This is a genomic window from Bradyrhizobium yuanmingense (assembly GCF_900094575.1).
GTDB lineage: Bacteria > Pseudomonadota > Alphaproteobacteria > Rhizobiales > Xanthobacteraceae > Bradyrhizobium > Bradyrhizobium yuanmingense.
Genome location: NZ_FMAE01000009.1, coordinates 83,590 through 110,283, shown reverse-complemented (window position 1 = coordinate 110,283; position 26,694 = coordinate 83,590). Strand labels below are relative to the sequence as shown.

Below are 26,694 nucleotides of genomic sequence, written 5' to 3'. Positions count from 1 at the left end.
CTCAGCGCCTCGCCAACAGGCCTTGCGGCCGGATCGCCAGCACCAGCACCATGATCAGGAAGGTCACGACGATGGCATAGGTCGGGATGTAGACCGAACCGAGCTGCTCGGCGAGGCCGATGATCACCGCGCCGAGCGCGGCGCCCGGGATCGAGCCCATGCCGCCGACGATCACGACGACGAGGGACGCCAGCAGGAAACGGATGTCTTCGCCGGGCGACAATGACTGGAAGGTGCCGCCGACGACGCCGGCGATGCCCGCAAGCCCAGCACCGAAGGCGAACACGCCGACGAAGACGAGCTGGATGCGCACGCCGGTCGCGGCGAGAATATCGCGATCGTCGACGCCGGCACGGATGATCATGCCGATCCGGGTGCGGTTGAGCGCAAGCCACATCGCCACACCGATGATCACGGACGCGATGAAGATCACGAGCCGCACCATGGGATATCTGAGATAGACCGGCTCGCCCGAGGACTTGATCGCAGTGATCAGCGGCAGCTCGATCGGACCGATCAGCCAGTTCGGGGTCTGGATCTGGTAGAAGTCGCCGCCGCAGGCCCACAACATCAGATCGGCAAACACGATCGACAATCCGATCGTCACCATGGTTTGCCTGAGATCCTGACCCTCCATCCGGCGGAACACGATCACCTGCAGCAGCACGCCGACGGCAGCGGTCAGGATGAAGGCGATGATGAAGCCGAGGATCCACGAACCGGACGATGTGCTGATGGCGTAGCCGATATAGCCGCCGAATAGATAGAGCGAGCCGTGCGCCAGGTTGACGTTGCGCATCAGGCCGAAGATCAGCGTGAAGCCGCTGGCGACCAGGAAGTAGAGGCCCCCGAGCGTGATGCCATTGAAGACCGCGTTGAGAAAGACGCGCTTGCGGCCGATCGCCTCTTCCAGCCCGGGCGGCCAGACCGCGAAGACCAGCCAGAGCGCGACCGCAATCGCGATGATCGTAATCAGCGCCCAGGCCGGATGGCGTTCGACGAAGCGGCTCATGGCTTACCTCGCCCCGCTCGCGGGGAGGGGTCGGCGCGCAGCGCCGGGTGAGGGGGCTCTCCGCGAGTCAAACCGCCACCGCGCTTGCGGAGACTCTCCCCGACCCCGACCCTCTCCCCGCGAGTGGGGCGAGGGGGCATGCAAGCCGTTGCCGGCTGCTGGCCCTGCCATGGACGAACGTCCTCCCGTCACTCACGATCCTCTCTTTCGGGATCGCGTTGCCGACATCCTAGCCAGACGGGGAGGACGACATTTGATCGTGAGTATCTTTTCGTGGTCTGCGCTCAGGCGCGCAAAACCTTGGCGGCGCGACGATAATCGGTCGGGGCCATCCCGACATTGGCGGCAAAAAAGCGCGTGAAACCGCTCTGCGAGGAGAAGCCGAGATCGAAGCCGATGTCGGCGATCGGTACCTCGCTCGCCACCAGCGCTTCGAGCGCCTGTTCCATGATCAGCGTGTTGAGATAGAGGTTCGGGGTGACGCCGGTCTGCACGCGGAACAGCCGGTAGAAATGCGGTCGCGACAGGCCGGATTCGCGCGCGATGGCGTCGAGCTCGATTTCAGCGCCGGGGCTCTCCGACATCATCTTGATGCACTTGCGCACGCGAAAGTCGGTGACGGCGCCGCCTGCGCGCGGATCGCGCGCGATCTCGGCCTGCTGCCAGCTTTCGTCGTAGCAGATGTCGATCAGCCGCCTCAGCTCGGAATCGAGACTGGAGAGCGATGGTGCGCCGCACACGAGCGCGGCGGTCCGCCTGATGTGCTTGTCGAGTGCTGGCGTGCGCTTGAACTGGGTGCGGCCGAAGCGCAACCGGTCGGAGCCGGAGGCATCCGGCGCAAACCATTCGGCGTTGACGTAGAGCACGAAGAAGATGGCGCCGCCCTCAAGATCGGTCGGCAGAAAGTTGTGCGGTTCCCAGGGATTGACGGCGACGACCGACGTCTCGGTGAGATCGTAATGCCCGTCGGAGACATCGATGCATGCCGACATGCCGCCGACATGGAAGATCAGATGACCTTCGCGATGGGCGTGGATATTGAAAGGCCGGTTCAACTGATAAACCGTCGCCCGGCCGAAGCGGCCATGGAAGACGGCGAGCGCACGGCTCATGCCTTCCCCTCCCGAATGTTCTTGTCTTTTCGGCCAGCCTTCAACAACACCGCCGAGATTGCAAGAGCGGAGAGCGACCGCGTCAGCGAGTCGCTCCCCGGTTGCGTCTGCCTGACGTGATGCGTCAGTACTTCTTACATTCCGGCACGGTGCGGCTCGGCAGCCCGATCTTGGAGAACACGGCCGGGTCGTAGCCGAGCGTCTGGTTCACGTTCGGGATCACCTTCACGACCTTGCTGAACAGCGCGCCCTTGCCGTCGTCGACGACTTCGGTGACGAAGTTGGTGCCGATCGCCTGGCGGTTGGAGTCGAGCTTGATCTTGCCGTTCGGTGCGTCGAGCTCGATCTTCGCCAGTGCTTCCTTGTACTTGGCCTGGTTGTTGGAGAGATCGCCGTTGACCTGACGCAGTGCGAGGATCAGCGCCATGGTTGAATTATAGTAGTTGGTGGCGAGCAGCGACGGGCTCGGGAAGCGCTTGTTGGGCGGGAAGGCGTCTTGATAGGCCTTCACGAATTTCTGCCAGCCCGGATCCTCCCAGGTGTCGGCCTGTCCGCTCGCCGCGATGGTTCCGATCAGCGCGTTCTTGGCGTTGCCCTTCGACGACAGGATCGTCTGGTCGATCATGATGGAACCGCCCATCAGATGCGCCTTGCCGCCGGCCTGCTGATACTGGTTGAGGAAGTTGACAGCGTCGGCGCCGCCAAGCCCGAGATAGATGGCATCGACGTCGTCGGGCAGGGCAGCGATGACGGAGGCGAAGTCCTTCGTTCCCAGCGGCACCCATTGCCGGTTGGTGACCTGTCCGCCCATGCCGCAGAACTCGAGCACCAGCCCGAACACCTGGGTATAGATGAAGGAATAGTCCTCGCCGACGGTCGCGATCTTGCGATACTTCTTCTCTTCATAGGCGTATTTGCCGAGGCCGATCTGCCACTGCGCGCCGTCCATGTTGTAGCGGAAGAAGTTCGGTGCCGGGTCGACATAGGTCGTTTCCTGCGCACCGGATGCGGCATTGATGAACGTCAGCCCGGGATGGCTCTTGGCAAAATTCTTGACCGCGATGCCTTCGTCGCCGGAGAGCGGCGACAGCAGGATCTGCACCTTGTCCTGCTCGATCAGCTTGCGCACGGCGCGCACGGCGGAGTCCGGCGTTGCATCGGTCGAAGCGACGATGAATTCGAGTTCCTTGTCGCCGACCTTCTTGCCGAGCACGTTAAGCGCGGTCTGGTGGCCGCGCATGCCGTCCTCGCCGAGCACCGTGTAGGTGCCCTCGAGCGTTGCGGTCACGCCCACCTTGATCTTTTCCTGGGCGATCGCCGCGCCCGAAAGAAACAGGCTGCTCAACGCGAGCAGTCCGATGCTGCATTTCGACATGTGCTCCTCCCTGTGTCATCGCTTGTTGCCGCGACGAACCGTATGGTGCCCGTGGCTCTCGAAGCCCGCGGCTTTGGAGGAAAGCTAACCGAAGTCGGATGCGCTGCACCCATCGCGGCCTCGTTCGGCTTGACTGGCAGTCTCATTTTTGAATGTTGCGGCGCGAGTGATTTTCGCGGTGCAGCAGGACGCCGCGCTAGCTGTAATCTTCGCCGAGAAACTGGTTGATCGCATCGAACGCCTGCAGACGGTTTTTCTCCAGCAGAACCATGTGCGTGCCTTCGCCAATCTCGACCCATCGCCGGTATGGCGCATGCTTCAACGAAAGGAAGAAGTTCTGCGCCGAGTCGATAGGAACGTCCTGGTCCCATTCCGCGTGGACCAGGAGCACGGGCACGCGAATGTCGGCGGCGTCATAGAGCCTCTTGCCCGCGGCCCAGTATTCGCGGATGTCCAGGATCGGGCCGTTGACTGCACGCATGATGGCAGGCGCTTGCGCGCTGCCTAGCGGGTCGGTGGCGAGCGAGATATTGGCCCAGCGCTCGAAGCCGCCCGCCGGGATCAAGCTCGATCGTGCCGCTTCCGGCGCAGCCGAAAGCCAGCGCTCCCTGAAGTCCAGCACCGGAACGTTGCGATAGCCGCCGAGGCGCCCGCCAGCATCGATCGGAGCTGGGCCCTGCAGCACCCAAAGCGGCGCGACCAGCGCGAGCTTGACGACCTTGTCGTTGTTGCCTGCGGTGTAAGCGCCGGCCACCGAGCCGCCCCAGGACATTGCAACCAGATTGAGGCGAGCGATCCTGCGCTGCTTCAGGATGTGCGCGACGGCGCTGGCGAGGTCGCGCACGCCGGCCTCGGTGCGCACGAGCGGTTCGGACTGCTCCGGCGGCGCGTCCATCTCGGACGGGCGGGTCGATTGGCCATAGCCGCGCACGTCGAGCGCGAAGACGTCGTAGCCATGGCCGGCGAGATGATCCATGAACGAGAGGCCACCGAGCGGCGTATCGAAAAGGCTTCCCGATGAATAGGTCGCGCCGTGCATCATCAGGATGGTTCGCTCGGCGGAGAAGGTCTCGAGCGCCGCGGGGCGCTTGTTGCGCAAGTGAAGCGAAAGTCCCGCCGTGTCGCTCGGGATCATGAGATCCTCGACCACGATCTTGGGCCTGTCGACGCGCGTGCTGGCGTGCTGGTTCATGATCGTTCTCCGTTCAGACGAATTGCCAGGTGAAGCGTCCTCCGGTGCGGCTGACGCGGCCGACCGATGACTGTGCGAAATGGGTGGTGAAGATGGTTGAGCCCCGCTCGGCAGCGCCCTCCAGCACGAAGGCGCGCGAGCGCAACGCGGCTTCCGGGAATTCGCAGAAGCAGGAATTGAGTGAAGGCTCATAGACCTGGAGCGGATGGTGCATCACGTCTCCGGCGAACAGCGCCTCCTCTCCACGCGAGACGAGGCGGATGGAGGCGTGATCGACGCTGTGGCCGGGCGTCGGGACGAACGAGATGCCCTCGATGGCCTCGCTCCCGTCCACCGCGATGAGCCTGGCAAGTCCGGCCTCGATCACCGGCCGGACGCTGTCGTCATAGACACGGTCGGCCGGCTTGCGCAGCGCGGGGCCGAGGGCCGGTGCCGGGCGGGCCGCTCCGGTCGACTCTGTGCCCGTCGCGAGGCTCTCGCCATAGGCCTGCTCGATCGCGGAGAAGACGTAGGTCGCATTCGGGAAGGTCGGGACCCAGCGTCCGTCGACGAGGCGGGTGTTCCAGCCGACGTGATCGGCATGCACGTGGGTGAGCAGCACGTAGTCGACCTGCTCCGGCGTGACGCCCGCTGCGGCCAGCCGCGCCAGGAACGGTTCGTTGAGCCGGTGAAGCGGCGGAACCTCCGGCCGGTTCTTGTCGTTGCCGGTGGCCGTGTCGATCAGGATCGTGTGGTGCGGTGTCCTGACCAGCCAGCTGTGAATGCTTTGGATGAAGGTACCGGTCGAAGCATCGAACGAGCCCGCCTCCAGGCTGTCGCGATGGCGCTCCAGCGCCCGCGGCTCGCCTCCCGGATAGAGCGCGTCGAACCTGAATGCGGCAAGCCGCAACTCGTCGATCCGCGTGATGGATGCTTCGCCGACCTGATAGGTCTTGGCCGCGTGAATCATCAAGATGTCCTCCACTGGACCGCGGCGTAGGGCTGGTTGCCCGGGCCGCGGTGACGGTGAGGTACGAAGCGCGCCAAGCCTTGGGGAGAGTCGCGGGCTCGATAGGTCCCATCGACATTGTCGATATCGGAAAGGACGCTGGCCCAGCTTTTCACGCCGCCGTTTTGGCCCTAACCCTCGTATCGCGGCTCGTCGCGGTCGCGACATGCCCCAGACGGAGGTGCCACCGATGCAGGATGCGGAACACGGCCGGGGTCGGCCGGCCGATGATAACGATCTCGCCGAGATCGACCTCGGTCTGTTGCTGGCTCTGGAGGCTCTCCTGCGCGAGCGGAACGTGACGCGCGCGGCCTCCCGGCTCAATATCGGGCAGCCTGCGCTCTCGGCGCGGCTGAACCGGTTGCGGCAGATCTTTGCCGATCCGCTGTTCGTGCCCGCGGCGAGCGGGCGCGGCGTCGTGCCGACGACGAGGGCGGTGGAGTTGCAGACGGCGCTTGCGGACGTGCTCGGCAAGCTTCGTCGCATGGTGGAGGGGCCGGCTGAGTTCGACCCCGCCAAGAGCCAGCGTACCTTCATCGTTGCCATCCACGAGAATCCGGCCGTGACGCTGGCGCCCGGCCTGGTCGCGCGCTTGACCGCGATGGCCGAGCGGGCGCGGCTCGCCCTTATTCACCCCGCGCGCGATGTCGTGGATCAGCTCGAAAGGGGAGAGATCGACATCCTGGTGACGGGCGCCGACCGCGCACATGGCGAGCTGATGCAGCGGCCGCTGTTCGAAGACGGCTTCCTGTCCGCACAGCGCAAGGGTCATCCCCGCGGCATCGGTCCGCTCGATCTCGACAGCTTTTGCGCGCTCGACCATCTGCTGATCTCCGCCGATGGCGGCGGTTTCTCGGGCCTGGTCGACGACGCGCTGGCGGTGCTCGGCCGCTCCCGGCGCGTCGCCGTCTCGATTCAGACCTATGCGCTGGCGCCGGTCATCCTTGCGCACAGCGACTGCATTTGCACTCTTCCGCGGCGCTTCCTGATCCGTTTCGCCCACGAGCTCGATCTCACGCCACCGCCGCTCGATCTGCCGCCCGCTCGCATCGTCGCGCTGTGGCATCCGCGCAATCAGGAGGACAAAGGCCACGCCTGGCTTCGCGAGTGCCTATACCAGGCGGCTGCCGCTTGATCGCGACGTGCCCTCACGTGGGGAGGAGCGGCGCTGTCAGGTTGTAAGTTCTGATTTCTGGAATGAAGTCGGCCAGCTTGCATTCGTTGCGTCCGGTATGCCGCCTGCCGCCTTCCTGAGCTGCGTGCCGAGATGGGCAGGTGCCTCGAAGTATCACCGGATCGCCATTACCGCCGGCTTTCGCCCCTTGTATCCTTGCTCGATGCCGAGCGCAGGAGAGCGCATGATGCGCCGGGCCTGACGACCGGCGGCAAGCCGGTAGCGAGCCCCCCGGCTGGCCACTGACGTTGCCGGCGGGCGATCGCCCGAGACGCCAGCTGGCGATCCATTGATTGCATCATCCGGACCTGCCCCACGCTGACGATTGACAAGCGAATTATTACATGTCTAAAAATATGCAAATTCATATAATCCGTGAGATGCCTGAATGGACGTGCATCCGCTCAAGCTCAAGGTCAGGTCGTATGTCGCGGAGACGCCGTTCATACGGAGCCTTGTGTTTGGTGTGGAGGACGGCGTCGTGCCGCAATGGCAGGCAGGCGCGCATCTCCGCGTGACGCTCCCGAATGGCGGAGATCGGCCGTACTCTCTGATGGCGTTGCCGGGACTTCCTGAAGATGCGCTGGCGCTAGGTGTCCTGCGCGAGGAGGCCTCGAGCGGCGGCTCGCAATTCATGCACGCGCTCAAGGTCGGCGACGTCGTGAAGGCGAGCGCGCCGGTCAACAATTTCCGACTGCACGAGGGAGCAGCGCCGGCGCTGCTGTTCGCCGGCGGCATCGGCATCACGCCCGTTCTGTCGATGGCGGCGGAACTGGCGGCGCGGGGAAGCTCATATCGCCTGCACTATGCCGGGCGCACGCAAGGACTGCTGGCGTTCCTGCCGCAATTGCAGGAGATCTGCGCCGGAGGGCTGTCCGTCCACTACGACAGCGATGAATCCCGCCTCGACATTGCCGCGGCGCTCGGCGATGCCGCAGCAAACACCCACGTCTATGTCTGTGGCCCTTCGGGCATGATCGAGGCGGTGAAGGCCGCTGCGGCCGCCGCCGGCGTATCAGCGGATCGCGTTCATTACGAGCTGTTCAAATCCGAACAGACGTCGGCGCCTGACCAGCCGTTCGAGGTCGAGATCAAGTCGACCGGGCAGGTCGTCGGCGTTGCTGCGGGGCAGACCATCATCGAGGCGCTGGAGGCGGCTGGTTTCGACGTGCTCTACGACTGCCGGCGCGGCGATTGCGGCATCTGCCAGTGCGGCGTGATCGCGGGAGTCCCCGATCATCGCGACGTCATCCTCAGCGACGAGGAGAGGGCGTCCAACAAGGTCATGCAGATCTGCGTGTCACGCGCGAAGTCGGAACGACTGGTGCTGGATCTCTAGGGGAGACGAGGGACGCCATGAAAAGATACGGCGGGAATGCCCACGCGATTGCGGCGCTGGTGCGCGAGGCCGAGGTGCATCGCGACGTCTATGTCGATGCCGAGATCTTCGAGCTCGAGATGGAGCACCTGTTTCCCAACAGCTGGGTCTATGTCGGCCATGCCAGTCAACTTGCAAAACCCGGCGATTTCATCACGGCCAATATCGGCCGGCAGCCGGTCATGGCCAGCCGCCATACCGACGGGTCCATCCATGTGTTCTACAATCGCTGCCCGCACAAAGGCGTGAAGATCGCGTCCGAACCCTGCGGCAACACCGGAAAGTTCTTCCGCTGCCCCTATCACGCATGGTCTTTCAAGACCGACGGCTCCCTGCTCGCGATCCCGCTGAAGAAGGGCTACGAGGGCACCGGCTTCGGCGACACCCAGGCCAATGAGGGCTTGTCGAGGGTCAGGAACGTCGTCATCTACCGTGATTTCATCTTCGCTCGCCTGAGCGATGAGGGCGTCTCCTTCGAGGATTATTTCGGCGAAAGTCTCTCGACCATCGACAACATGGTCGACCGCTCGCCGGAGGGGAAGCTCGCGGTACAGGCGACACCGATCCGCTACATGCACACGTGCAATTGGAAGATGCTGGTCGAGAACCAGACCGACACCTGCCATCCGATGGTGGCGCACGAGAGCTCGGCCGGCACCGCGGTCAAGGTCTGGAAGCGCGAGCAGGGCGATTCCACGGAAACACCGATGGCGGTGCAGCTCTACGGTCCCTTCATGAGCCCGTACGAGTTCTACGAGCAGAGCGGCATCCGGATCTGGCCGAACGGCCACGGCCACACCGGCGTCGCTAACTCTATCCATTCGAACTATTCGGATATCCCGGGCTATCTGGACCAGATGGTCGCGGCCTATGGCGAGCAGCGTGCGCACGAGATTCTCGGCGAAGTCAGGCACAACACCGTCTACTTCCCGAACATCATGGTGAAGGGCGCTGTCCAGATCCTACGCAATTTCATCCCCATCGCGGTCGACAAGACGCTGGTCGAGAGCTGGGTCTATCGCCTGGTCGGCGCGCCCGACAAGCTCTACGAGCGCGCATTGATGTACAACCGGTTCATCAACGCGCCGACCTCGATCGTCGGCCACGACGACCTCGAGATGTACGAGCGGGCGCAGGAAGGACTGAAGTCCAACGGCAATCAATGGGTCAATCTGCGTCGGCTCTACGATGGCCATGAGGAACAGGACGTCACGGCAGTGATCAACGGCACGTCCGAGCGGCAGATGCGGAACCAGTTTCACGCCTGGGCGAAATTCATCACCATGGGCATGGACGAGCGCATCGAGGCCGCGGAATGATCGGCGAGAACACCATCACGGACTTTATCTATCGCGAGGCCGAGCTGCTCGACACGATGCAGTGGCAGGCCTGGCTCGATCTGTTTCACCCCGAAGGGCGTTACTGGATGCCGCTCGAATGGCAGCAGCAGGATCCGGTGCTGCAGCCGTCTCTGATGTACGAGGATCTTCTGCTGCTGAAGGTGCGGGTCGAGCGGCTCGCCGGCGAGCGCACCTTCAGCCAGAAGCCGAAGAGCCGTTGCCATCACCTGCTCCAGGCACCGCGGATCGTCGCGTGCGATCCTGCTGCCGGAATGTTCAAGGCACGAACCTCCTACATCTACACCGAGACGCGCGGCGATATGCTGGAGCGCTATTCGGGATGGGCCTCGCACGAGCTCGTGCAGGTCGGCGATGCCCTGAAGATCAAGCTCAAGCGCGTCGATCTCGTCAATTTCGATGCGCCGTTCGGCAACATCCAGCTTTTCATGTGAGACTGCCTTGACCGCTGCGACCACTGTCCATGCCCGTTTTCAAGAGACCGCGCTCCGCCGCGGCGAGGCGGGTTTCCTCAACGTGCTGCCGGAGACCGCAGGCATCTACGGCATAGCGGCGGGCGAGATTTCCTACCGCGCGATGCTCGACCGGGTCGAGCACCGTCGCGCGGCGTTTGCGAGCCGCGGCTACGGCGAAGGCCACCGGGTCGGGCTGCTGTTCCAGAACAGGCCTGTCTTCATCGAGCTGTGGTTCGCGCTCAATGCGCTCGGCGTCTCGGTGGTGCCGATCAATCCGGACCTCCGTCTCAGCGAGCTCGAATACATCATCGGGCATTCCGAGATGAATGCCGCGTTCGTCCTCACCGAACGGCGCGAGGAGGTGGGGCTGGCCGCGCGTCAGGCCGGCCGGCCGATCCCTGTCGTGGCCGATCAGGACGACGTTCCCGCGCCCTTCGGCGGTGCGCGGCCCTTGACCGCGGCAAGCGAGGGAAGCGAATGCGCGCTGCTCTATACGTCGGGGACGACGGGCCAGCCCAAGGGCTGCGTGCTCACCAACACCTATTTCCTGCATTGCGGAAACTGGTATCGCGACGTCGGCGGGCTGATCGACCTCAAGCCAGACGGCGAGCGTATGATCACGCCGCTGCCGCTGTTCCACATGAACGCGATGGCGGTGTCTCTGATGGCGATGCTGTCGGTCGGCGGCTGCCTGACCATGCTCGATCGCTTCCACCCGCGCAGCTGGTGGGCCTCGGTGCGCGACAGCCGTGCCACCTGCCTGCATTATCTCGGCGTGATGCCCTCGATGCTGATGAGCGCGCCGCCGTCGGAGCTGGACCGCGCGCACAGCGTGCGCTTCGGCTTCGGCGCCGGCGTCGACAAGCTGCTGCATGCCACGTTCGAGCAGCGCTTCGGCTTTCCGCTGCTGGAGGCCTGGGCGATGACCGAGACCGGCAGCGGCGGCGTCATCGCCGCCAATGTCGAGCCGCGCAAGGTCGGCACCAGCTGTTTTGGCCGCCCGGCCCCCGAGATCGAGGTTCGGATCGTCGATGACGGCGGCAATGATGCCCCGGTCGATGTGCCCGGCGAGCTGTTGGTGCGGCGCGCCGGCGCCGATCCGCGCTACGGCTTCTTCCGCGAATATCTCAAGAACGAGGCTGCCACCACCGAGGCGTGGGCCGGCGGCTGGTTGCACACCGGCGATATCGTGTCGCGCGATGCGGACGGCGACCTGCACTTCGTCGATCGCAAGAAGAACGTGATCCGTCGCTCCGGCGAGAACATTGCCGCGGTCGAGGTCGAATCCGTTCTCAACCGCCATCCCGCGATCCGGCAGGCCGCGGTTGCGGCGACGCCGGATCAGGTGCGCGGCGACGAGGTTGCGGCGGTCATCGTCGCTGAGAAGGCCGGCGCGGACCGCGCGCTCGCCGAAGAGATCGTGCGCTGGAGCCTTGAGCAGATGGCCTATTACAAGGCGCCGGGCTGGATCTGCTTCGCCGACAGCCTGCCGCTGACCGCGACCGAGAAGATCCAGCGCGGCGGGTTGAAGGATTTTGTCGGGAAGCTGATGGGCGAGGGCGCGTTCTTCGACCTGCGCGACCTCAAGAAGCGGCAAGTCTGATCAAGAAGGTCTGATCAAAGAAGGTCTGATCATGAGCGAGATCCGCACCACCCTCATCACCGGCGGCAATTCGGGGATCGGCGAGGCCCTGGCGAAGAAGCTCGTCGCGCGCGGGCAGCGCGTGGTCTCGGTCGGGCTCGAGCAGCCCGGCTGGACACATGATCTGCTCGCGGCCTATCGCGCCGACCTCACCAATATCGAACAGACGCGTGCGATCGCGCAGGAGATCTGCCGGGATCACGCCGTCGACAACCTGGTCCACAATGCCGGGGTCATCCTGCCGAACCTGCTGCCCGACGCCAAGCCGGAAGACATATTGATGCTGGCGCAGTTGCATCTGGGCGCGCCGATGCTCCTGACCCAGGCGGCGCTGGAAGGGATGCGTGCGCGCCGCTTCGGGCGCATCGTGTTCGTCTCTTCGCGCGCCGCGATGGGGGCAGTGACGCGCTCGGCCTATTCGGCCACCAAGGCCGGCGTGCACGGCATGGCAAGGACCTGGGCGCTGGAGCTTGCCGCGAGCGGCATCACCGTGAATGTCGTCGCGCCGGGACCGATCCTGACCGATAATTTCTGGGGCATCATCCCGAAGGGCTCCGAGCAGCAGGAGCGGATGGCGCGCAACGTTCCGGTCGGGCGGCTCGGCTCGCGCGAGGACGTCGCGCACGCAATCTCGTTCTTCCTCGACGAGCACTCCGATTTCGTCACCGGCCAGGTGCTCTATGTCTGCGGCGGTACCAGCCTCGTCGGCCTCGGGCCTTGACGCGCGCGCTCTAGATCTGGTTCTGGCGGATATTCTCGACCATCTTGGCCAGCACGCGCGCGCAGACCTCGATGTCGTCGGGCTCGATGCCCGCGACCAGCCTGTCGTAATTGTTCGCCATGATCGGCCAGATCTTGCGCAGCAGCGCTTCGCCCTCCGGCGTCAGGCCGACGACGCGGCGGCGCTGGTCCTCCTCGGCGATCTCGCGCTTGACGAGGCCCGACGACACCATGGACTCGACCATGCGGCTCGCCGTCGACTGCTCGGTCACCGCGAGAACGGCGACCTCGTTGACCGTGAGGGTCTTGTAGATGAACAGCACCGACAGCGTCCGGAACACGACATTGTTGATGCCGTGCTCGCTCAAATCGCGGTTCTGATCCAGGTTCCAGCGATTGGCGAGCCGGTTGAACAGATACGGAATATAGGTTTGCAGCTGGTCCCTCGTCCTCGGCGGACCCGACTTCCATCTGCTCTTGGATTCTCTGGCCATTATCTCTTGCGACTTTGCTTCTTGCTCTCGGTATGAAGTTTCGAGGAAAGCGATTTCAGCACGGACAGCGCGGTGTCCAGCTCCCGGGCCGGGACGTTCTCGAGCCGTCTGGCGAGATGCTTCTTGTGGATTTCGGCGGCCTGCCGGAACAGCGCTTCGCCTTTCGGCGTCAGGCGCACGATGAAGGACCGCCGGTCCTCGCTCGACATCTCCCTGCTGATGAGGTCGTCGGCGAGAAGACGTTGTACCAGCCCCGAGACATTGCCGCCGGTCACCTTCAGATTTTGCGACAATTGCCCGAGCGCGAGGCCCTCCTGGTAACGATCGAGCTGGGCCAGCACGTCGAATTTTGCCAGCGACAGGCCGAACTCCGAACTCAGCATCGAATTGAGCGAGGCGAACAGCTCACCATGCAGCGACAGCAATTGGAGCCAGAGCCGGGTTTCGATCTGCCCAGGGACGGGAACAACGTTCTCCTTGAGTGCTGCCGGCATCGCATGACCATCGAGTACAGAATGTCTCGTCGAGTGAAGGGAATTACTGCGGGTCGTTCGCTCCGATTAACAACCTGAGAATCGTAGTCAAGCCGTCCGATCCTGACCTCCTGAGGGGCGAACGGCAATCCAATCCTGCGTCCGGCGCCCGTGGAATCATGCGAAAGTCTTTATGGTCTGGATCACGCCGTCGAGCGCCGTTCCGGCGCTGTCCTTCAGCGCGGCCTCGCGCAGGCGGCGCGCCCAGTCGGCGGCATCCTCGCGGCGCTCCACCAGCTTGATCGCCGCGAGCGTCCTGTCGAATTTCGACAGCCCCCGGCTGTGGGTGTCTGAATAGCCTTTGACGAGGCGTCGGCATTGCAGGATCTCGACACCGAGCTGGTAATTGGTGCCGACCGCCTCGGTCGCGGCCTTGAGCCATGAATCCCGGTGCGCCGTCTCGATGGCGTGACGCAGCGAGCGGCGGCGCAGGCCGCGCATTCCGCCGACGACATAGAGGGCCAGGAACCAGGGCAGCGAGTAGGTTCGCACCCGGCGTCCCCGGTTGACGCGGCGATCGAGCCAGCCGAGCAGGCGCGGCCGCGCGCCGAGCCAGCGGCCGAAGCCTGCCGGCAGCATGCCCATCACTTCCTCCATGCGGGGATGCATGAACTCGGTGGTCTGAAGCACCTGTCCGTTCGACATCTCGAGTTCGCTCTCGATGCGCGCGCGGCGGCCGGCGCGCGTCTTGAGGTCGGCGACGCGGATGACGTCGTCATAGGTCATGGCGTTGGCGAGGTACTTCGCCGCGGCTTCCGTGAAGGCATAGGCATGTGCGTCACCGCCGGCGTTTCGGTCGGCTGCGTGCAACCTCTTGAGGATGTCGAGATATTCGCCGCCATAGGCGATGTCCTGGAAGTCGACGACCTTCCGCAAGCCTGCACGAGCCATGCCGAGTGCAGGCTGGGGCAGCTCCCCATTCAATCTTGCGACGAGCTCGCCAAGCTGCGGATCGGGCGTCGCGGAAGAGGGGGTATCGTCGGTCGGTTTGGTTGGCGCGGGGGCCGCAACTTCGGTCGGGCCGGTCTTGACCCGCTCGAAGGCGGCCTCGAACGTCTCGACGCTGGCCTTGGCGCCTTTGCCGCCGGTGCGGATGACGTCGAGATAGCTGTCGCGGCTGAACGGCAGCACGCCCGCGCCTGCGAGCGCGCCGAACATCGCGGCCGAGATGACGCTGCCATGCGCGATCGCCAGCGCGTTCAGATCGAAGATGATCTCGGTCTTCGCCGCAATGCCGATGGCGCCGGTCACGGCGCCGCCGTCGGCGATGCCGTTGCCCGGCGCGATCTTCTCGCCGATCGCAAACGAGCGGTGGTTGGACGCGATCAGCGTGGTGCGATCCGGCGTCACGAGGCCGCGCAGGATCGATCGCCCGGCCTCCATGAATTCCGCCGCCATCACCACGTCGACGTCGCCCGGGGTGGGCATCAGCGACAGGATCGGCTTGCGGCCGTCGAGCGGCGGCATCGCCTCGATATAGTAGATGGTGGCGCCGGTGCGCTGGGCGACGCCGGGCACCGAGGTGGACTGCGCGACCCAGCCATGGTTCTCGGCGAGCTGAACGATCCAGTCGGTCAGGACGCCGCCGCCCTGGCCCCCCATCGCGACGATCGCGATCGAGATCGGCCGCTCCGTCGCTTCGCCTGCGGCGGGGAGGGCCAGCCGGACCGTCTCGTCCCTCATGCCAGTGCCTCGAGCGCCGGACGCCGGCGGTCGCGCCGACGCTGCAGCCAGCCGATCACGCTCATGGCGACCTTGGATTTGAACATGTCCCAGCGCGTCGGATTATGGATGACGTCGGCTCGATAGAACGAGGGGCAGAGCACGGCGGCCTCGGAAACCTCGCCGCAATTGCCGCAGCCGACGCAGGAATTATCGATCGCCGCGACCGGATCGTCGCGCAAGGGGTCGTCGAGCTGCTTCACCGACAGTGACGGGCAGCCGGAGAGGCGGATGCAGGCATGGTCGCCGGTGCAGACGTCTTCGTCGACGCCAAAGCGCTCCTTGACGATGCGCGTCCCGTCCTTGATCGCCTTGTTGATCTGCGGCTTCACGCGCCGCTGCTTGTTCAGCATGCATTCGGAGGACGCGACGATGACCTTCGGGCCTTCCTCTTTCGTCGTCAGCGCTTCCTTCAGCGTGTCGCGCATCTTGCCGACGTCGTAGGTGCGGTCGAGCTGGCGCACCCACTGGCCGCCGATGCCCTTCACCGCCTGCACGATCGAATTGTTGGTCTTGCGGCGCTTGTTGACCGCGCGCGAGGACAGGATGTCCTGACCGCCCGTCGCAGAAGTGTAGTAATTGTCGACGATGACGAACACGCCGTCATGCTTGTTGAACACGGCATTGCCGATGCCGCTGGTCAGTCCATTGTGCCAGAAGCCGCCGTCGCCCATCACCGCGATCGACCGCTTGTCCGCCTTGACGTTGAAGGCCGAGGTCGAGGCCGGGCCGAGGCCGAAGCCCATCGTGGTCGCGCCGATGTTGAAGGGCGGCAGGATCGAGAACAGATGGCAGCCGATGTCTGCGGAGACGTGGTGCTGGCCGAGCTCTTCCTCGACCAGCTTCATGGCGGCGAAGATCGGCCGTTCCGGGCAGCCGGTGCAAAGCCCGGGCGGGCGCGCCGGCACCACCTGCTTGAGCTTCTCGACCGCGGGGTGATTGAGCACGGGCGCTGCGTCCGGCGCCGGCGGCCGGTTGCCGAGCAGCCGCGGCTCGGTCTTCTCCAGGAATTCCCTGACGCCGCCGAGCAGCACCTGAGCGGTGTAGTCGCCGCCCATCGGCAGCACGTCCTTGCCGTGGACGCGCGCCTGGATGTCCTTGCGGCGCAAGACCGTATTAATCGCCTGCTCCAGATATTCCGGCTGGCCTTCCTCGACGATGAGAACGGCCTCCTTATCGACGCAGAATTCCGCAACCTCGGTATCGATCACGGGGTAGGTGACGTTCATGATGTAGAGCGGGATCTGGGTGTTGCCATAGGCATCCGACAGCCCGAGATATTGCAGCGCGCGGATGACGTTGTTGTACATGCCCCCCTGCATGATGATGCCGACCTTGCCCTGCTTCGGCCCCATCCACTCATTCAGCTTGTTGTCCCGAATGAATCCGATAGCCGCGGGCATCCGCGTCTTGATCTTCTCCTGCTCGTGCTCATAGGCCGCCGGTGGCAGCACGATGCGGTTGACGTCACGCTTGGGATTGTTGAGCGCGTCCTTGATGGTGTGCGCCGGCCTGACATTGTCCTTGCAGGCGAAGCTGCCGTGCATGTGGCAGGCGCGCACGCGCACCTCCAGCATGACCGGCGTGTTGGAGAACTCGGAGAGCTCGAAGCCTTTCTCGATCAGATTGACGATGCATTCATGCTCGGGGCGGGGATCGAGCAGCCACATCTGCGACTTCATCGCGAAGGCGTGGGTACGCTCCTGCATGATGGAGGAGCCTTCGCCATAGTCCTCGCCGACGATGATCATGGTGCCGCCGGTGACACCGCCCGAGGCGAGGTTGGCAAGGGCGTCGGAGGCGACGTTGGTCCCGACGGTCGACTTCCACGCCACCGCGCCGCGCAGGGGATACATCACCGATGCCGACAGCATCGCCGCAGCGGCGGCTTCGTTGGCCGAGCTCTGGAATACGACGCCGAGATCGTCGAGCACGTCCTTGGCGTCGGCCAGCACGTCCATCAGATGCGAGATCGGCGAGCCCTGGTAGCCGCCGACATAGGCGACCCCCGATTGCAGCAGCGCCTTGGTGATGGCGAGGATGCCTTCGCCGCGGAACGTGTCGCCATCGCCGAGCCTGAGATCCTCGACCTCGCGAGCAAAAGACCGTTCAGCCATTGCACCCTCCAGAAATATGCGATAGCATACGTTTACATGTGAAGTAAGTCAACGCCGCGCCATGCTATCACGCTTGCGGATGCTCTCTCCGACAAGGCGGTCATGAGCCAGCGACAGGGTAGGGCCGATGCTGAAGCTGCCTCGCTTTAAAGCTGCCGCCGTCCAGGCTTCACCAGTCTATCTCAACGCAAGCGCGACCGCGGAGAAGGCGGCTTCACTGGTCCGTGAGGCCGCAGCCAACGGGGCGAAGCTCGTCGCGTTCCCCGAAGTGTTCGTTCCCGGCTATCCTTATTGGAACTGGATCACCGATCCCGTCACCGGCAGTGCATGGTTCGAGAAGCTCGCCAAGGCGTCCGTGCTGGTGCCGGGGCCGGAGGTCGAAATCGTCTGCAAGGCCGCGCGCGATACGGGATGCCACGTCGTGCTCGGCGTGAACGAGCGCAGCCCGGTCTCGCTCGGCGCGATCTACAATACGCTGGTTTTCATCGGTCCTGACGGCGCCTTGCTCGGCAAGCATCGCAAGCTGGTGCCGACCTGGGCAGAGAAGCTGACCTGGACCGGCGGTGACGGGTCGAGCCTGCGCGTCTATGATACCGAGATCGGGCGTCTCGGAGGCCTGGCCTGCGGCGAGAACACCAACACGCTCGCGCGCTTTGCGCTGCTCGGGCAGGGCGAGCTCGTGCACGTCGCCAGCTATATCTCGCTTCCCGTCGCGCCCCCTGACTATGACATGGCGGAGGCGATCAAATTGCGCGCGATTGCCCACTCCTTCGAAGGCAAGATCTTCACGATCGTCTCCTGCTCGACCGTATCGGAGGAGATCATCGCGGCGATGGAGACCGTCGTTCCCGACGCTCGCGCACGTCTGCAACGGAAGTCGAGCGCATTCTCCGGTATCATCGGGCCGGACGGGCGCGTGGTCGGCGATCCCTTGATCGACGACGAAGGCATCGTCTATGCCGATATCGACCTCGAGCGCTGCATCCAGCCGAAGCAGATGCACGACATCGTCGGGCACTATAACCGGTTCGACATTTTCGATCTGCGGGTCAACCGTCGTCCACAGACGCCGCTCGGTCTGGCAGAGGCGGAAGCCGTCGCCGGACCGGAGCAGGCGGGCTTCGCGTCGATTCCAGGTCGAGCGGAATGACGGGCTGGCTCGCTTGAGGGTGCGGGATCATAAGACAGGACTTGGAGGATAGGATGCGCGAGAACGTGATCGGCCGGGCCAATGTCGAGGACACCCCCGAGCTCGAGGCCTATTACAAGGATCTCGAAAGGTACGAAGCCGGAGCGCTCTGGACCGTCGCCAACAAGATCGAGCCGTGGGCGCCGCAATCGGCCTCGGTTCCCGTGCTCTGGCGCTACAAGGATCTGCGCGAGCACGTGCTGCGCTCGGTCGAGCTGGTCTCGCCCGAGAAAGCCGGCCGGCGCGTGATCTATCTCAACAATCCAGGGCGGCGCGACGTGTCGGCCGCGGTCGGCTGGCTCTATTCCGGATTGCAGGTGATGCATCCCGGCGAGGTCGCCACGGCCCATGCCCACTCGGCCTCGGCGCTGCGCTTCATCATGGAGGGCGCGGGCGCCTACACCATCGTCGACGGTCACAAGATGACGCTGGGCGCGCGGGATTTCGTGCTGACGCCGAACGGCACCTGGCACGAGCATGGCGTCGAAGGCGACGGCTCGGTCTGCATCTGGCAGGATGGCCTGGACATCCCGCTCGTCAACGCGCTGGAAGCCAATTTCTTCGTCGTGCATCCGAACATCCAGCAGGAGCCGTCCGGCTATCCCGTGGACGACATGACCCGGACCTGGGGCAATCCCGGTCTTCGGCCGGCGGACTCGCGCTGGTCGAAGGGTTATTCGCCGATGTTCAAATATGAGTGGGAGCCGACCTACGAGTCCTTGCAGAAATATGCGGCCGCGACCGATGGCTCGCCCTATGACGGCATCCTCATGAACTACGTCAACCCGGTCACCGGCGGGCACGTGATGCAGACGATCGGTGCGAGCATGCAGCTGCTGCGCCCCGGCGAGAAGACCAAGTCGCACCGGCACACCGGCAGCTTCATCTACCAGGTCGCCAAGGGGCGCGGCTATTCGATCATTGGCGGCAAGCGGCTCGAATGGGAAGAGCGCGACATCTTCTGCGTTCCCTCCTGGGCCTGGCACGAGCACGGCAATGCATCAGCGAGCGAGGATGCCTGCCTGTTCTGCTTCAACGACCTGCCCGTCATCGAGGGCCTCGGGCTCTATCGGGAAGAGGCCTATGGCGACAATGGCGGTTATCAGTCGGTTGCCGCCTGATAGGCCCTTGCAGAATTCAACCAGAACAGCCGGACAGAAGCCTTCATGCGTCTCGTCACCTACACCTTGGGCTCCAGCGGTGCCCGTCTTGGAGCCCTGGTCAATGGACTGGTCGTCGATGTCGAGCACCTTGGTGCGTCCAGCGGCGTGACATGGCCGGGTGACATGCTGTCGTTCATCGACAACAGCGTGACCCTGCTGCCTGCGCTCAGGGATGCACTGGCGGACGCCAATGGCCGCTTCCCGGCTGGCTCGGCGGTCGCGGTCGAGGATGTAAAGCTGCAGGCGCCGATCCCGCGGCCGCGGAAAAACATCTTCGGCATCGGGCTGAACTACCGGGCGCATGTGGCGGAATCCGCCAAGAGCCTGGATACGGACAAGGACCTGCCGAAGCAGCCGGTCGTCTTCTCCAAGCCGCCGACCTCGGTGATCGGCCCCGGCGCGGCGATCCAGCACAATGCGAAGATGACGCAGCAGCTCGACTGGGAGGTCGAGCTCGCCGTCATCATCGGCAAGACCGCAACGCGCATCGCGACCGACAGGGCGATGGACCACGTCTTCGGCTATTCGGTGATGATCGACATTTCCGCGCGCGACAATCGCCGCGCCGGACAGTGGATTTTCTCCAAGGGCATGGACACTTATGCGCCGTTCGGCCCGTGCATCGTGACCGCGGACGAGATTCCTGATCCACACGATCTGCGGCTGTGGCTGACCAAGAACGGGGTCATGAAGCAGGACTCTAACACCAAATATATGATCTTCGACATCCCGGTGCTGATATCGGACATTTCGTCCGGCATGACGCTCGAGCCGGGCGACATCATCGCCACCGGTACGCCTGAAGGCGTCGGCGCCGGCATGAGCCCGCAGGAATGGCTTTGGCCGGGTGACGTGGTCGAGGCCGGCGTCGACGGCGTCGGCGTCATCCGCCACCCCGTTGTTGCGATCTGATGACGAATTTTTCGTTCGATCGCCAGCTCAGGTTCGGACACTGCGATCCCTCGGGAATCGCGTACTTCCCGTCCTATTTGAACCTCCTCAACGGCGTGGTCGAAGATTTCTGGGCGCGGATCGGTTTTCCATGGCCGGAGCTGATCACCGTCCGGAAGATCGGAACGCCCACGGTGCACCTGAATTGCGATTTCTCCCGGCCGTCGATGTTCGGCGATCTCCTGACGTTCAACCTGCGCATCATCAGGGTCGGTGGGTCATCTCTCCATCTCGAGCATGTCATCTCCGGCGCGAATGGCCCGCGCTGGCGCGCGCGCCAGATCCTTGCTGCGACCTCGCTGGTCGATCATCATGCGATCCCATGGCCCGATGACATTCGCTTCGCACTGATGGCGCATGTGAGTGTGGGCGAGGGGACCGAGGCGACGCCCGCGTGATCTCGCTGTTCATGACATTCTCCGGTTCCACAGGCGAACGGCGAGTTCGTCCCGATGAGGTTGCCTCCGTGGCGGAGCTCGTCGGATCGATCCCCGACATGACCGAGGCCCTGCTGTTCACGCCGCTCGAACAGTCGGTCGACCATCCTTACAAGGCCGACGGCACCGGCCCCGCCTTTGCGCTTCAACTCCGGTTTCCCGACCTGTTCGCCTGCGAGGCGGCAATGGACCGCGGCGGCGTCCTCGCCAGCCTCGCAACAGGGGCCGGGCTATCCGGCCTCACCGGACTCGATGTCGCACACCAGGTGATGCTGACGCGCCCGTTTCCGGTCGATGTCGCAGAGCATCCGGCGGGAACGACCACCCCGTGCAGTTACCTCGTGCACTATCCCGGCCCGGCCGAGGATATGAACGCTTGGAACCTGCATTATCTGAAGCACCACCCGTCGATCATGCGGACCTTCCCGAACGTCCGCCAGATCGAGATCTACACCCGCATCGACTGGGTCGACCGGCTGCCGTCGCGGCGCGTCGAGCACATGCAACGCAACAAGCTGGTGTTCGACAGCCCGCAAGCCCTCGCGCATGCACTCGGCTCCGACGTGATCAAGCACATGCGTGCCGACTTCGTGAAATTCCCGCCATTCGCAGGCGGCAACAAGCATTTTCCGATGCTGACTAGGGTGGTCGCGGCTAGGTCCTAGGCCGCGTACCCGTAACCCGAGCGTGATGCGGCCAAAAGCAATATCTGCTTTGCTCCTATAGCGACCGAGTTCGTGCGGCGGCGCAGTATGTCGCGATGGGCCCAAAGCGCAAAGCGCGGTCGGTGTTTGTTTTTTCGCACGCTGGAATTGGAGGCATCGACCATTTGGGGCCCTTGTCCGTTACAATCGATGCGCAGCCGACAAAATGGGCGACGGCGTCGAACCGGGTTCGTCGGCTCGCGAATGACAGAAGAGGGCTGGCAACACGCGACAATTATAGTAGCGTTGTTGCAAGAAGAAGCGCACGGCGGCTGAAACCGGGCGCAACAATAAAACAGGGAGGATTTTCAATGAAATTTCTCAAGGCTGCGGTTGCGGCCGGGCTTGTAGTTGCGGCCTTTACGGGCACCTCGCTTGCGCAGAACAAGCCGTCGGAGCTCAAAATCGGCATCACGACGTTCCTGTCGGGCCCTGCGTCAGTCTTCGGTGTGCCGGCGAAGGCCGCGGCGGAGATGATCGCGGAGGACCTCAACAAGAAGGGCGGCATCGGCGGCGTGCCGGTCAAGCTCTCCTTCATCGACGAAGGCGCGGGAGGCGAAGCGCTCGTCTCGAACTACCGACGCGTTGTGCAGGACGAAAAGGTCGATGCCACGTTTGCTTCGATCTCGTCGGGCAGCTGCACCCAGTTGGTGCCCGTCGCCGAAGACCTCAAAGTCATGAATTTCATGTGGGACTGCGGTGCGGCCTCCATCCTCGAAACCAAGAAGTACCGCTACAATTTCCGGACTCAGGCGAACGGCACGCCGGAAATGCTGGCCGTGCTCCTTTACCTGCTCAAGACCAAGCCCGACTTTAAGACGATCGCGGTGGTCAATCAGGATTATGCATGGGGTCGGGAGAGCTGGGAGATCTTTTCGACCGCGCTCAAGGCAATGAAGCCGGACGTGCAAGTCGTCGCGGAGCTCTTCCCGAAGTTCGGCGCACCGGACTACTCCACTGAAGTTTCCCGTCTGTTGGCGCTGCGGCCGGATGTGGTTCTGACCACGTCTTGGGGCGGAGATCTCGACACGCTGGTCCGCCAGGCCGGTCAGCGCGGTCTGTTGCAGCAGTCGACCTTCGTGCTCGGGATCGGCGAATCATCGATCCAGCGGTTGGGCAAGGACTTGCCTGAAGGCCTGATCGTCGGCGCGCGCGGAGACCACTGGTTCCTGCATCCCGAGAAGAAGAACGACGCCGCCTTCAAGGCGTTCAATGAAGCCTTCAAGGCGAAGACCGGTGCATGGCCGATCTACCCGGTCTATCACATGGCGCAGGCATTCAAGGCCCTGCAGACGGCCTACGACAAGGCGATCAAGTCCAACGGCGGCAACTGGCCCACCCGCGAACAGGTCGTCGACGCGACGGCGGGCATCGAGTTCGCCACCGGCTTCGGCCGTCCGATTACGCTGCGGCCCGAGGACAACCAGGGTCTCGAAGCTCAGCTGGTCGGCGTCACCAAGTCCGTTCCGGGGTACGACTTCAAGCTGCTCGACAACATGATGATCTTCGATCCGAAGATGATCACCAACCCGGCGGGCGTACGGTCGGTTGAGTGGCTCAAGACTCTCAAGCCGGACTTCGTCAAGATGGACGTGCCGACCTTCAAAGCTCAGTAACGGCACGCTCGACTTTTGATCCCCGTCCTCCGAGCCGCGTCCCGGAGGACGGACCTTTTCCGAAGGTCATCATGAACTCGACACTCGCTATCTTGGCGATCCTCGATGGGATCAGCTACGCCGCACTGGTGTTTTTGGTCTCGGTCGGGCTCAGCCTGATTTTCGGCGTGCTGCGCGTGGTCAACGTCGCGCACGGTTCGCTGTATGCGTTCGGCGCCTATCTGGCTGCGACGTTCAGCCTTGCAATCGCGCCGATCTCGCCTTGGCTCACCTATCCCGCGCTGCTGGCCGCCTCCATCGTGATCGGCGTCGTGTGCGGCGGTTTCATCGAACGGTTTCTGCTGCGACCGCTCTCCGGACAGGAGGACGTCCTCCAGCTTCTGATCACTTTCGCCGCCTTCATGATCATGGACAACCTGCAGCGCCTAATCTGGGGCGTGCAGCCCATCTTCGCCGCGGAGCCGTTGAGACTACTTCCCAACATCGCCGTGTTCGGCGTCAGCTACACGTCATACCAGGTCATTCTGCTGCCCGGCGTCGCATTGGCGACGCTGTTCGGGCTCCGCTACTTCCTGCGCAGGACGCTGTCGGGAGCGGTGATCCTTGCGGTCACGGAGGACCGCGAAGCTTCGACGGCCATTGGGATTGACGCAAAACGCGTATATTTCGTCACTTTCGTCATCGGAGCGAGTCTGGCCGCGTTGGGAGGAGCGCTGGCTTCGCCGACCACCTCGCTGGTCCCCGGTATGGGCGCCGATATGATCGTGCTTTCCTTTGCCGTCGCTGCGACCGCGGGTCTCGGCCAGATCGAGGGCACCGCGCTCACCGCGCTGATGATCGGCCTGACCCGTGCCTTCGTGATCTATCTCCAGCCGGAATTCGAAGTTCTCGTTCCCTATCTGCTGATGGTGCTGGTGCTTCTGGTGCGTCCGTTCGGCCTGTTCGGCGCCGTGCAGGTAAGGAAAATATGATGAGCGGTCGCGTCAAGCCGGTCACCACGATCGCGACTATCTTCTTTCTGGCCAGCGCCGTCGCGCCCCTTTTTGTAGCGAGCTGGGCAACCTTGTTCGCGTTGATCCTAGCGAAGGGCATCGTCGTTCTCGGTATCATTCTTCTGCTGCAGGCGGGACAGGTGTCGTTCGGACATGCAATGTTCTTCGCTACCGGGGCATATACCGCGGCGTTCTGGGGCAAGTACGTCGGTGGCGGCGACATCGTGCTCTTCATCGTGCTGGGCGGCATAACCTCCGCCGTCTTCGGCCTCATCGTCGGGCTCTTCGTCGTGCGCTACCGGGAGATCTTTTTTGGAATGCTGAATCTGGCGTTTTCGATGGTGCTGTGGTCGCTGCTGGAGAAGATGTTTCATTACACTAACGGCGCCGACGGCATCCGGGTCCCTCGTCCGGCCCTGTTGGGGCTGTCGTTTACGCCCGAAACCTTCCAGTACGTTATTCTTTACGTGAGCCTCTTGATCGCGGTCGTCGCCTTCTACGGCGTGCAACGCTATCTCGATAGCCCGCTCGGACACATGCTGCGTGCCGTCAAATCGAACGAGACCCGGCTCGAGTATCTCGGGACGTCCGCACGGCGCGTGCTTCTGATAGGTTACGTAATCTCGGCTTTTCTCGGCGGCATCGGCGGCACGCTGGTGGCGATCATCCAGCAGATCGCCACGCCCGAGTTCGGGTTCTGGACGAAGTCGGGCGAATTCGTCTTTATCGCGATCCTCGGCGGCAGCGCCCACGCCTTCGGAGCGTTCGCCGGCGCGGCGATGTTCGAGTGCGTGCGCTTCTATGCGGCGGCCCACCTGGCCGACACCTGGCAGCTGATCCTCGGCGCGGTCTTGATCGTCATCATTCTCTATGCGCCTAACGGACTGATAGGTCTCAGGCAGCGCTACGGCCAGGCGAAGCAGGGAGGACATTGATGGCCAACGTCCTCCTTTCTGCGAAGGGCATCAAGATCCGGTTCGGTGGCGTCGTCGCCGCCGACGGTATCGATCTGGACGTGCTCCAAGGCGAGAACCTCGCGATCATCGGACCGAACGGCGCCGGAAAGACCACCTTCCTCAACATCTCGACGGGTTATCTGCGGCCGCAGGCCGGAAGCATCACCTTCCTTGGCCAGGAGATCACGGCGCAGCTCCCGCGCACGATCACCAAGCTCGGCATCGCGCGGGCCTTTCAGATACCGCAGCTTTTTCTCGATCAGACTGTGATGGAGAACATGCTGATCGCCGCAGCCTCGCGGCTGGGAAGCCCTTCCGGCTTTAGGGCTCTTTCCGCCCTGCCTGAGCTGTCTGAAATGGAGCGCCTCCTGGATCTCGTCGGCGTCAAGCTGTACGCATCTCGCAAAGCGAGGGAGCTTCCCGAGGGACAACGCAAGCTGGTCGACATCGCTCTGGCGCTCGCGCTGAAGCCCAGACTGCTCCTGATGGACGAGCCCACCTCGGGCGTCGCCTCCGCAGAGAAGCTGGAGATCATGGACATCCTGACGTCCGCGCTCGCCAAGGAGAAGGTGACCTCGGTCTTCGTCGAGCACGACATGGACATGGTGGAGCGCTATGCCCACCGAGTCGCGGTGTGGAACGTCGGGAAGATCCAAAAGGTCGGCACGCCCGCGGAGGTTCTGGCCGATCCCAAGGTCCGCGAACAGGTGATCGGCATATGACGGCGATGCTGGACTTCGAGAACGTCAACGTCGCGATCGCCGATGCGCCGGTGCTGCGCAGCGTTAGTTTCTCGCTGCCGCCGGGCGCGACCGCCGCGCTCATCGGGCGAAACGGCGCCGGCAAAACCACGACGGTACGGACCATCATGGGCTTCACGAAGGCGAGCGGTACCGTGCGCCTGAGCGGTCAGGACCTGGGGCATGTTCCTCCGCACCGCCGGCCCTTCCTGGGCATCGGCTACGCCCCCGAGGACCGTCGTCTCTTCTCGGCCTTTACGGTGGAAGAAAACATTCTTCTGCCCGGTCGCGTCGCTAAACTTGGCGCGGACGAGGCGCGCCGGCGGCTGGAGCGAACCTACTCCGTCCTGCCGGAACTCAAGGAACTGGCGGATCGCCCGGCGGGATCCGTCTCGGGCGGCCAAGGCAAGATGGTCGCCCTTGGTCGCGCCCTGATGCTGGGCACCCGCCTCGTCATTCTGGACGAGCCGTTCCAGGGCCTCGCCCCTGTGCTGGCGCAGAGGTACGCCGAGGCGCTGCGTCGGCTTCGTTCGCAGGACCGGGACATTACCCTGCTGATCACAGAGTCGAACCCAAAGCTGCTCGAGACCTTCGCCGACGTGACGCTGACGATCGAGCGCGGCGAAATCGAAAGCCGGGTCCTTGCGTAGCGCTCGCCTCTGCAGTCGCCGGCT

Annotated in this window: 25 protein-coding genes; 16 read left to right on the top strand and 9 right to left on the bottom strand. The window is 63.9% G+C overall.

Annotated elements, in window-relative coordinates; translation table 11 throughout:
* Nucleotide 1: 1 nt before the first annotated feature.
* From GA0061099_RS29675 to GA0061099_RS29655, 5 genes are all read right to left on the bottom strand, one after another.
* Nucleotides 2–1,012 carry a branched-chain amino acid ABC transporter permease gene (locus tag GA0061099_RS29675; protein WP_036023789.1) on the bottom strand — a complete coding sequence of 337 codons (1,011 nt, stop codon included), beginning with the start codon at nt 1,010–1,012 and terminating at the stop codon, nt 2–4.
* A 284-nt stretch (nt 1,013–1,296) separates the two neighbouring features.
* The gene (locus GA0061099_RS29670; protein ID WP_074448190.1) at nt 1,297–2,124 is read right to left on the bottom strand and encodes a helix-turn-helix domain-containing protein; all 828 of its coding nucleotides are present in this window, start codon (nt 2,122–2,124) and stop codon (nt 1,297–1,299) included.
* Between the two features lie 124 nt (nt 2,125–2,248).
* Complete coding sequence (locus GA0061099_RS29665; RefSeq protein ID WP_036013367.1) at nt 2,249–3,499, bottom strand: ABC transporter substrate-binding protein; 1,251 nt, start codon at nt 3,497–3,499, stop codon at nt 2,249–2,251.
* A gap of 196 nt (nt 3,500–3,695) precedes the next feature.
* Nucleotides 3,696–4,691 carry an alpha/beta hydrolase gene (locus GA0061099_RS29660; RefSeq protein ID WP_074448189.1) on the bottom strand — a complete coding sequence of 332 codons (996 nt, stop codon included), beginning with the start codon at nt 4,689–4,691 and terminating at the stop codon, nt 3,696–3,698.
* A 13-nt stretch (nt 4,692–4,704) separates the two neighbouring features.
* On the bottom strand, nt 4,705–5,640 hold the full coding sequence (locus GA0061099_RS29655; RefSeq protein ID WP_036023797.1) for an MBL fold metallo-hydrolase: 936 nt from the start codon (nt 5,638–5,640) through the stop codon (nt 4,705–4,707).
* 229 nt (nt 5,641–5,869) lie between these two features.
* Between GA0061099_RS29655 and GA0061099_RS29650 the strand changes: the two genes are divergently transcribed.
* From GA0061099_RS29650 to GA0061099_RS29625, 6 genes are all read left to right on the top strand, one after another.
* Nucleotides 5,870–6,814, top strand: coding sequence for a LysR family transcriptional regulator (locus tag GA0061099_RS29650; RefSeq protein WP_036023805.1), 945 nt, complete (start codon nt 5,870–5,872; stop codon nt 6,812–6,814).
* A gap of 427 nt (nt 6,815–7,241) precedes the next feature.
* Entirely contained in the window at nt 7,242–8,192 is a 951-nt protein-coding gene (locus GA0061099_RS29645) for a PDR/VanB family oxidoreductase (protein WP_036023799.1), read from the top strand.
* A gap of 17 nt (nt 8,193–8,209) precedes the next feature.
* Entirely contained in the window at nt 8,210–9,550 is a 1,341-nt protein-coding gene (locus GA0061099_RS29640; protein ID WP_036023802.1) for an aromatic ring-hydroxylating dioxygenase subunit alpha, read from the top strand.
* Nucleotides 9,547–10,023, top strand: a complete 477-nt coding sequence (locus GA0061099_RS29635; protein WP_074448188.1) for an aromatic-ring-hydroxylating dioxygenase subunit beta — start codon at nt 9,547–9,549, stop codon at nt 10,021–10,023. Before GA0061099_RS29640 ends, GA0061099_RS29635 begins: the two co-directional genes overlap by 4 nt.
* Nucleotides 10,024–10,030: 7 nt before the next feature.
* Nucleotides 10,031–11,647: an ATP-dependent acyl-CoA ligase gene (locus tag GA0061099_RS29630; RefSeq protein ID WP_036023812.1), complete on the top strand. Its 1,617-nt coding sequence runs from the start codon at nt 10,031–10,033 to the stop codon at nt 11,645–11,647.
* Between the two features lie 31 nt (nt 11,648–11,678).
* Nucleotides 11,679–12,407: an SDR family NAD(P)-dependent oxidoreductase gene (locus GA0061099_RS29625; protein ID WP_036023814.1), complete on the top strand. Its 729-nt coding sequence runs from the start codon at nt 11,679–11,681 to the stop codon at nt 12,405–12,407.
* A gap of 10 nt (nt 12,408–12,417) precedes the next feature.
* Here the strand turns inward: GA0061099_RS29625 and GA0061099_RS29620 are convergent, their stop codons facing one another.
* The 4 genes from GA0061099_RS29620 to GA0061099_RS29605 all read right to left on the bottom strand — a co-directional run bounded on the left by GA0061099_RS29620 (nt 12,418) and on the right by GA0061099_RS29605 (nt 17,272).
* On the bottom strand, nt 12,418–12,900 hold the full coding sequence (locus GA0061099_RS29620; RefSeq protein WP_036023816.1) for a MarR family winged helix-turn-helix transcriptional regulator: 483 nt from the start codon (nt 12,898–12,900) through the stop codon (nt 12,418–12,420).
* Nucleotides 12,900–13,394 (bottom strand): MarR family winged helix-turn-helix transcriptional regulator, encoded by a 495-nt coding sequence (locus GA0061099_RS29615; protein ID WP_036023818.1) that lies wholly within the window; start codon nt 13,392–13,394, stop codon nt 12,900–12,902. The genes GA0061099_RS29620 and GA0061099_RS29615 overlap by 1 nt, the downstream gene beginning before the upstream one ends.
* A gap of 156 nt (nt 13,395–13,550) precedes the next feature.
* Nucleotides 13,551–15,116: an indolepyruvate oxidoreductase subunit beta family protein gene (locus GA0061099_RS29610; protein ID WP_036023819.1), complete on the bottom strand. Its 1,566-nt coding sequence runs from the start codon at nt 15,114–15,116 to the stop codon at nt 13,551–13,553.
* On the bottom strand, nt 15,113–17,272 hold the full coding sequence (locus tag GA0061099_RS29605; RefSeq protein WP_074448187.1) for a thiamine pyrophosphate-dependent enzyme: 2,160 nt from the start codon (nt 17,270–17,272) through the stop codon (nt 15,113–15,115). The genes GA0061099_RS29610 and GA0061099_RS29605 overlap by 4 nt, the downstream gene beginning before the upstream one ends.
* Nucleotides 17,273–17,399: 127 nt before the next feature.
* On the opposite strand from GA0061099_RS29605, the gene GA0061099_RS29600 reads away from it, so the two are divergent.
* The 10 genes from GA0061099_RS29600 (at nt 17,400) to GA0061099_RS29555 (ending at nt 26,670) form a co-directional block, all read left to right on the top strand.
* A complete protein-coding gene (locus GA0061099_RS29600; RefSeq protein WP_036013394.1) occupies nt 17,400–18,422 on the top strand; it encodes a carbon-nitrogen hydrolase family protein in 1,023 nt (340 codons plus the stop codon).
* 53 nt (nt 18,423–18,475) lie between these two features.
* Entirely contained in the window at nt 18,476–19,582 is a 1,107-nt protein-coding gene (locus GA0061099_RS29595) for a cupin domain-containing protein (protein WP_036023823.1), read from the top strand.
* Between the two features lie 45 nt (nt 19,583–19,627).
* Nucleotides 19,628–20,536, top strand: a complete 909-nt coding sequence (locus tag GA0061099_RS29590; protein WP_036023825.1) for a fumarylacetoacetate hydrolase family protein — start codon at nt 19,628–19,630, stop codon at nt 20,534–20,536.
* Entirely contained in the window at nt 20,536–20,973 is a 438-nt protein-coding gene (locus GA0061099_RS29585) for an acyl-CoA thioesterase (protein ID WP_036023826.1), read from the top strand. The genes GA0061099_RS29590 and GA0061099_RS29585 overlap by 1 nt, the downstream gene beginning before the upstream one ends.
* 68 nt (nt 20,974–21,041) lie before the next feature.
* A complete protein-coding gene (locus tag GA0061099_RS29580) occupies nt 21,042–21,677 on the top strand; it encodes a hypothetical protein (protein WP_225151112.1) in 636 nt (211 codons plus the stop codon).
* A gap of 173 nt (nt 21,678–21,850) precedes the next feature.
* Nucleotides 21,851–23,332: an ABC transporter substrate-binding protein gene (locus GA0061099_RS29575; protein ID WP_244620996.1), complete on the top strand. Its 1,482-nt coding sequence runs from the start codon at nt 21,851–21,853 to the stop codon at nt 23,330–23,332.
* A 71-nt stretch (nt 23,333–23,403) separates the two neighbouring features.
* Nucleotides 23,404–24,303 (top strand): branched-chain amino acid ABC transporter permease, encoded by a 900-nt coding sequence (locus tag GA0061099_RS29570; protein WP_036013410.1) that lies wholly within the window; start codon nt 23,404–23,406, stop codon nt 24,301–24,303.
* A complete protein-coding gene (locus tag GA0061099_RS29565; RefSeq protein WP_225143071.1) occupies nt 24,303–25,259 on the top strand; it encodes a branched-chain amino acid ABC transporter permease in 957 nt (318 codons plus the stop codon). The genes GA0061099_RS29570 and GA0061099_RS29565 overlap by 1 nt, the downstream gene beginning before the upstream one ends.
* Nucleotides 25,259–26,002, top strand: a complete 744-nt coding sequence (locus tag GA0061099_RS29560) for an ABC transporter ATP-binding protein (protein ID WP_036023835.1) — start codon at nt 25,259–25,261, stop codon at nt 26,000–26,002. Before GA0061099_RS29565 ends, GA0061099_RS29560 begins: the two co-directional genes overlap by 1 nt.
* Nucleotides 25,999–26,670, top strand: coding sequence for an ABC transporter ATP-binding protein (locus GA0061099_RS29555; protein ID WP_081492912.1), 672 nt, complete (start codon nt 25,999–26,001; stop codon nt 26,668–26,670). The genes GA0061099_RS29560 and GA0061099_RS29555 overlap by 4 nt, the downstream gene beginning before the upstream one ends.
* The last annotated feature ends 24 nt before the right edge of the window (nt 26,671–26,694 follow it).

What these genes read in the sequence shown, in the direction of transcription:
- GA0061099_RS29675 (WP_036023789.1), bottom strand. Translation starts at nt 1,012, where the DNA reads ATGAGCCGCTTCGTCGAACGCCATCCGGCCTGGGCGCTGATTACGATC.
- GA0061099_RS29670 (WP_074448190.1), bottom strand. Translation starts at nt 2,124, where the DNA reads ATGAGCCGTGCGCTCGCCGTCTTCCATGGCCGCTTCGGCCGGGCGACG.
- GA0061099_RS29665 (WP_036013367.1), bottom strand. Translation starts at nt 3,499, where the DNA reads ATGTCGAAATGCAGCATCGGACTGCTCGCGTTGAGCAGCCTGTTTCTT.
- GA0061099_RS29660 (WP_074448189.1), bottom strand. Translation starts at nt 4,691, where the DNA reads ATGAACCAGCACGCCAGCACGCGCGTCGACAGGCCCAAGATCGTGGTC.
- GA0061099_RS29655 (WP_036023797.1), bottom strand. Translation starts at nt 5,640, where the DNA reads ATGATTCACGCGGCCAAGACCTATCAGGTCGGCGAAGCATCCATCACG.
- GA0061099_RS29650 (WP_036023805.1), top strand. Translation starts at nt 5,870, where the DNA reads ATGCAGGATGCGGAACACGGCCGGGGTCGGCCGGCCGATGATAACGAT.
- GA0061099_RS29645 (WP_036023799.1), top strand. Translation starts at nt 7,242, where the DNA reads ATGGACGTGCATCCGCTCAAGCTCAAGGTCAGGTCGTATGTCGCGGAG.
- GA0061099_RS29640 (WP_036023802.1), top strand. Translation starts at nt 8,210, where the DNA reads ATGAAAAGATACGGCGGGAATGCCCACGCGATTGCGGCGCTGGTGCGC.
- GA0061099_RS29635 (WP_074448188.1), top strand. Translation starts at nt 9,547, where the DNA reads ATGATCGGCGAGAACACCATCACGGACTTTATCTATCGCGAGGCCGAG.
- GA0061099_RS29625 (WP_036023814.1), top strand. Translation starts at nt 11,679, where the DNA reads ATGAGCGAGATCCGCACCACCCTCATCACCGGCGGCAATTCGGGGATC.
- GA0061099_RS29620 (WP_036023816.1), bottom strand. Translation starts at nt 12,900, where the DNA reads ATGGCCAGAGAATCCAAGAGCAGATGGAAGTCGGGTCCGCCGAGGACG.
- GA0061099_RS29615 (WP_036023818.1), bottom strand. Translation starts at nt 13,394, where the DNA reads ATGCCGGCAGCACTCAAGGAGAACGTTGTTCCCGTCCCTGGGCAGATC.
- GA0061099_RS29610 (WP_036023819.1), bottom strand. Translation starts at nt 15,116, where the DNA reads ATGAGGGACGAGACGGTCCGGCTGGCCCTCCCCGCCGCAGGCGAAGCG.
- GA0061099_RS29605 (WP_074448187.1), bottom strand. Translation starts at nt 17,272, where the DNA reads ATGGCTGAACGGTCTTTTGCTCGCGAGGTCGAGGATCTCAGGCTCGGC.
- GA0061099_RS29600 (WP_036013394.1), top strand. Translation starts at nt 17,400, where the DNA reads ATGCTGAAGCTGCCTCGCTTTAAAGCTGCCGCCGTCCAGGCTTCACCA.
- GA0061099_RS29595 (WP_036023823.1), top strand. Translation starts at nt 18,476, where the DNA reads ATGCGCGAGAACGTGATCGGCCGGGCCAATGTCGAGGACACCCCCGAG.
- GA0061099_RS29590 (WP_036023825.1), top strand. Translation starts at nt 19,628, where the DNA reads ATGCGTCTCGTCACCTACACCTTGGGCTCCAGCGGTGCCCGTCTTGGA.
- GA0061099_RS29585 (WP_036023826.1), top strand. Translation starts at nt 20,536, where the DNA reads ATGACGAATTTTTCGTTCGATCGCCAGCTCAGGTTCGGACACTGCGAT.
- GA0061099_RS29570 (WP_036013410.1), top strand. Translation starts at nt 23,404, where the DNA reads ATGAACTCGACACTCGCTATCTTGGCGATCCTCGATGGGATCAGCTAC.
- GA0061099_RS29565 (WP_225143071.1), top strand. Translation starts at nt 24,303, where the DNA reads ATGAGCGGTCGCGTCAAGCCGGTCACCACGATCGCGACTATCTTCTTT.
- GA0061099_RS29560 (WP_036023835.1), top strand. Translation starts at nt 25,259, where the DNA reads ATGGCCAACGTCCTCCTTTCTGCGAAGGGCATCAAGATCCGGTTCGGT.
- GA0061099_RS29555 (WP_081492912.1), top strand. Translation starts at nt 25,999, where the DNA reads ATGACGGCGATGCTGGACTTCGAGAACGTCAACGTCGCGATCGCCGAT.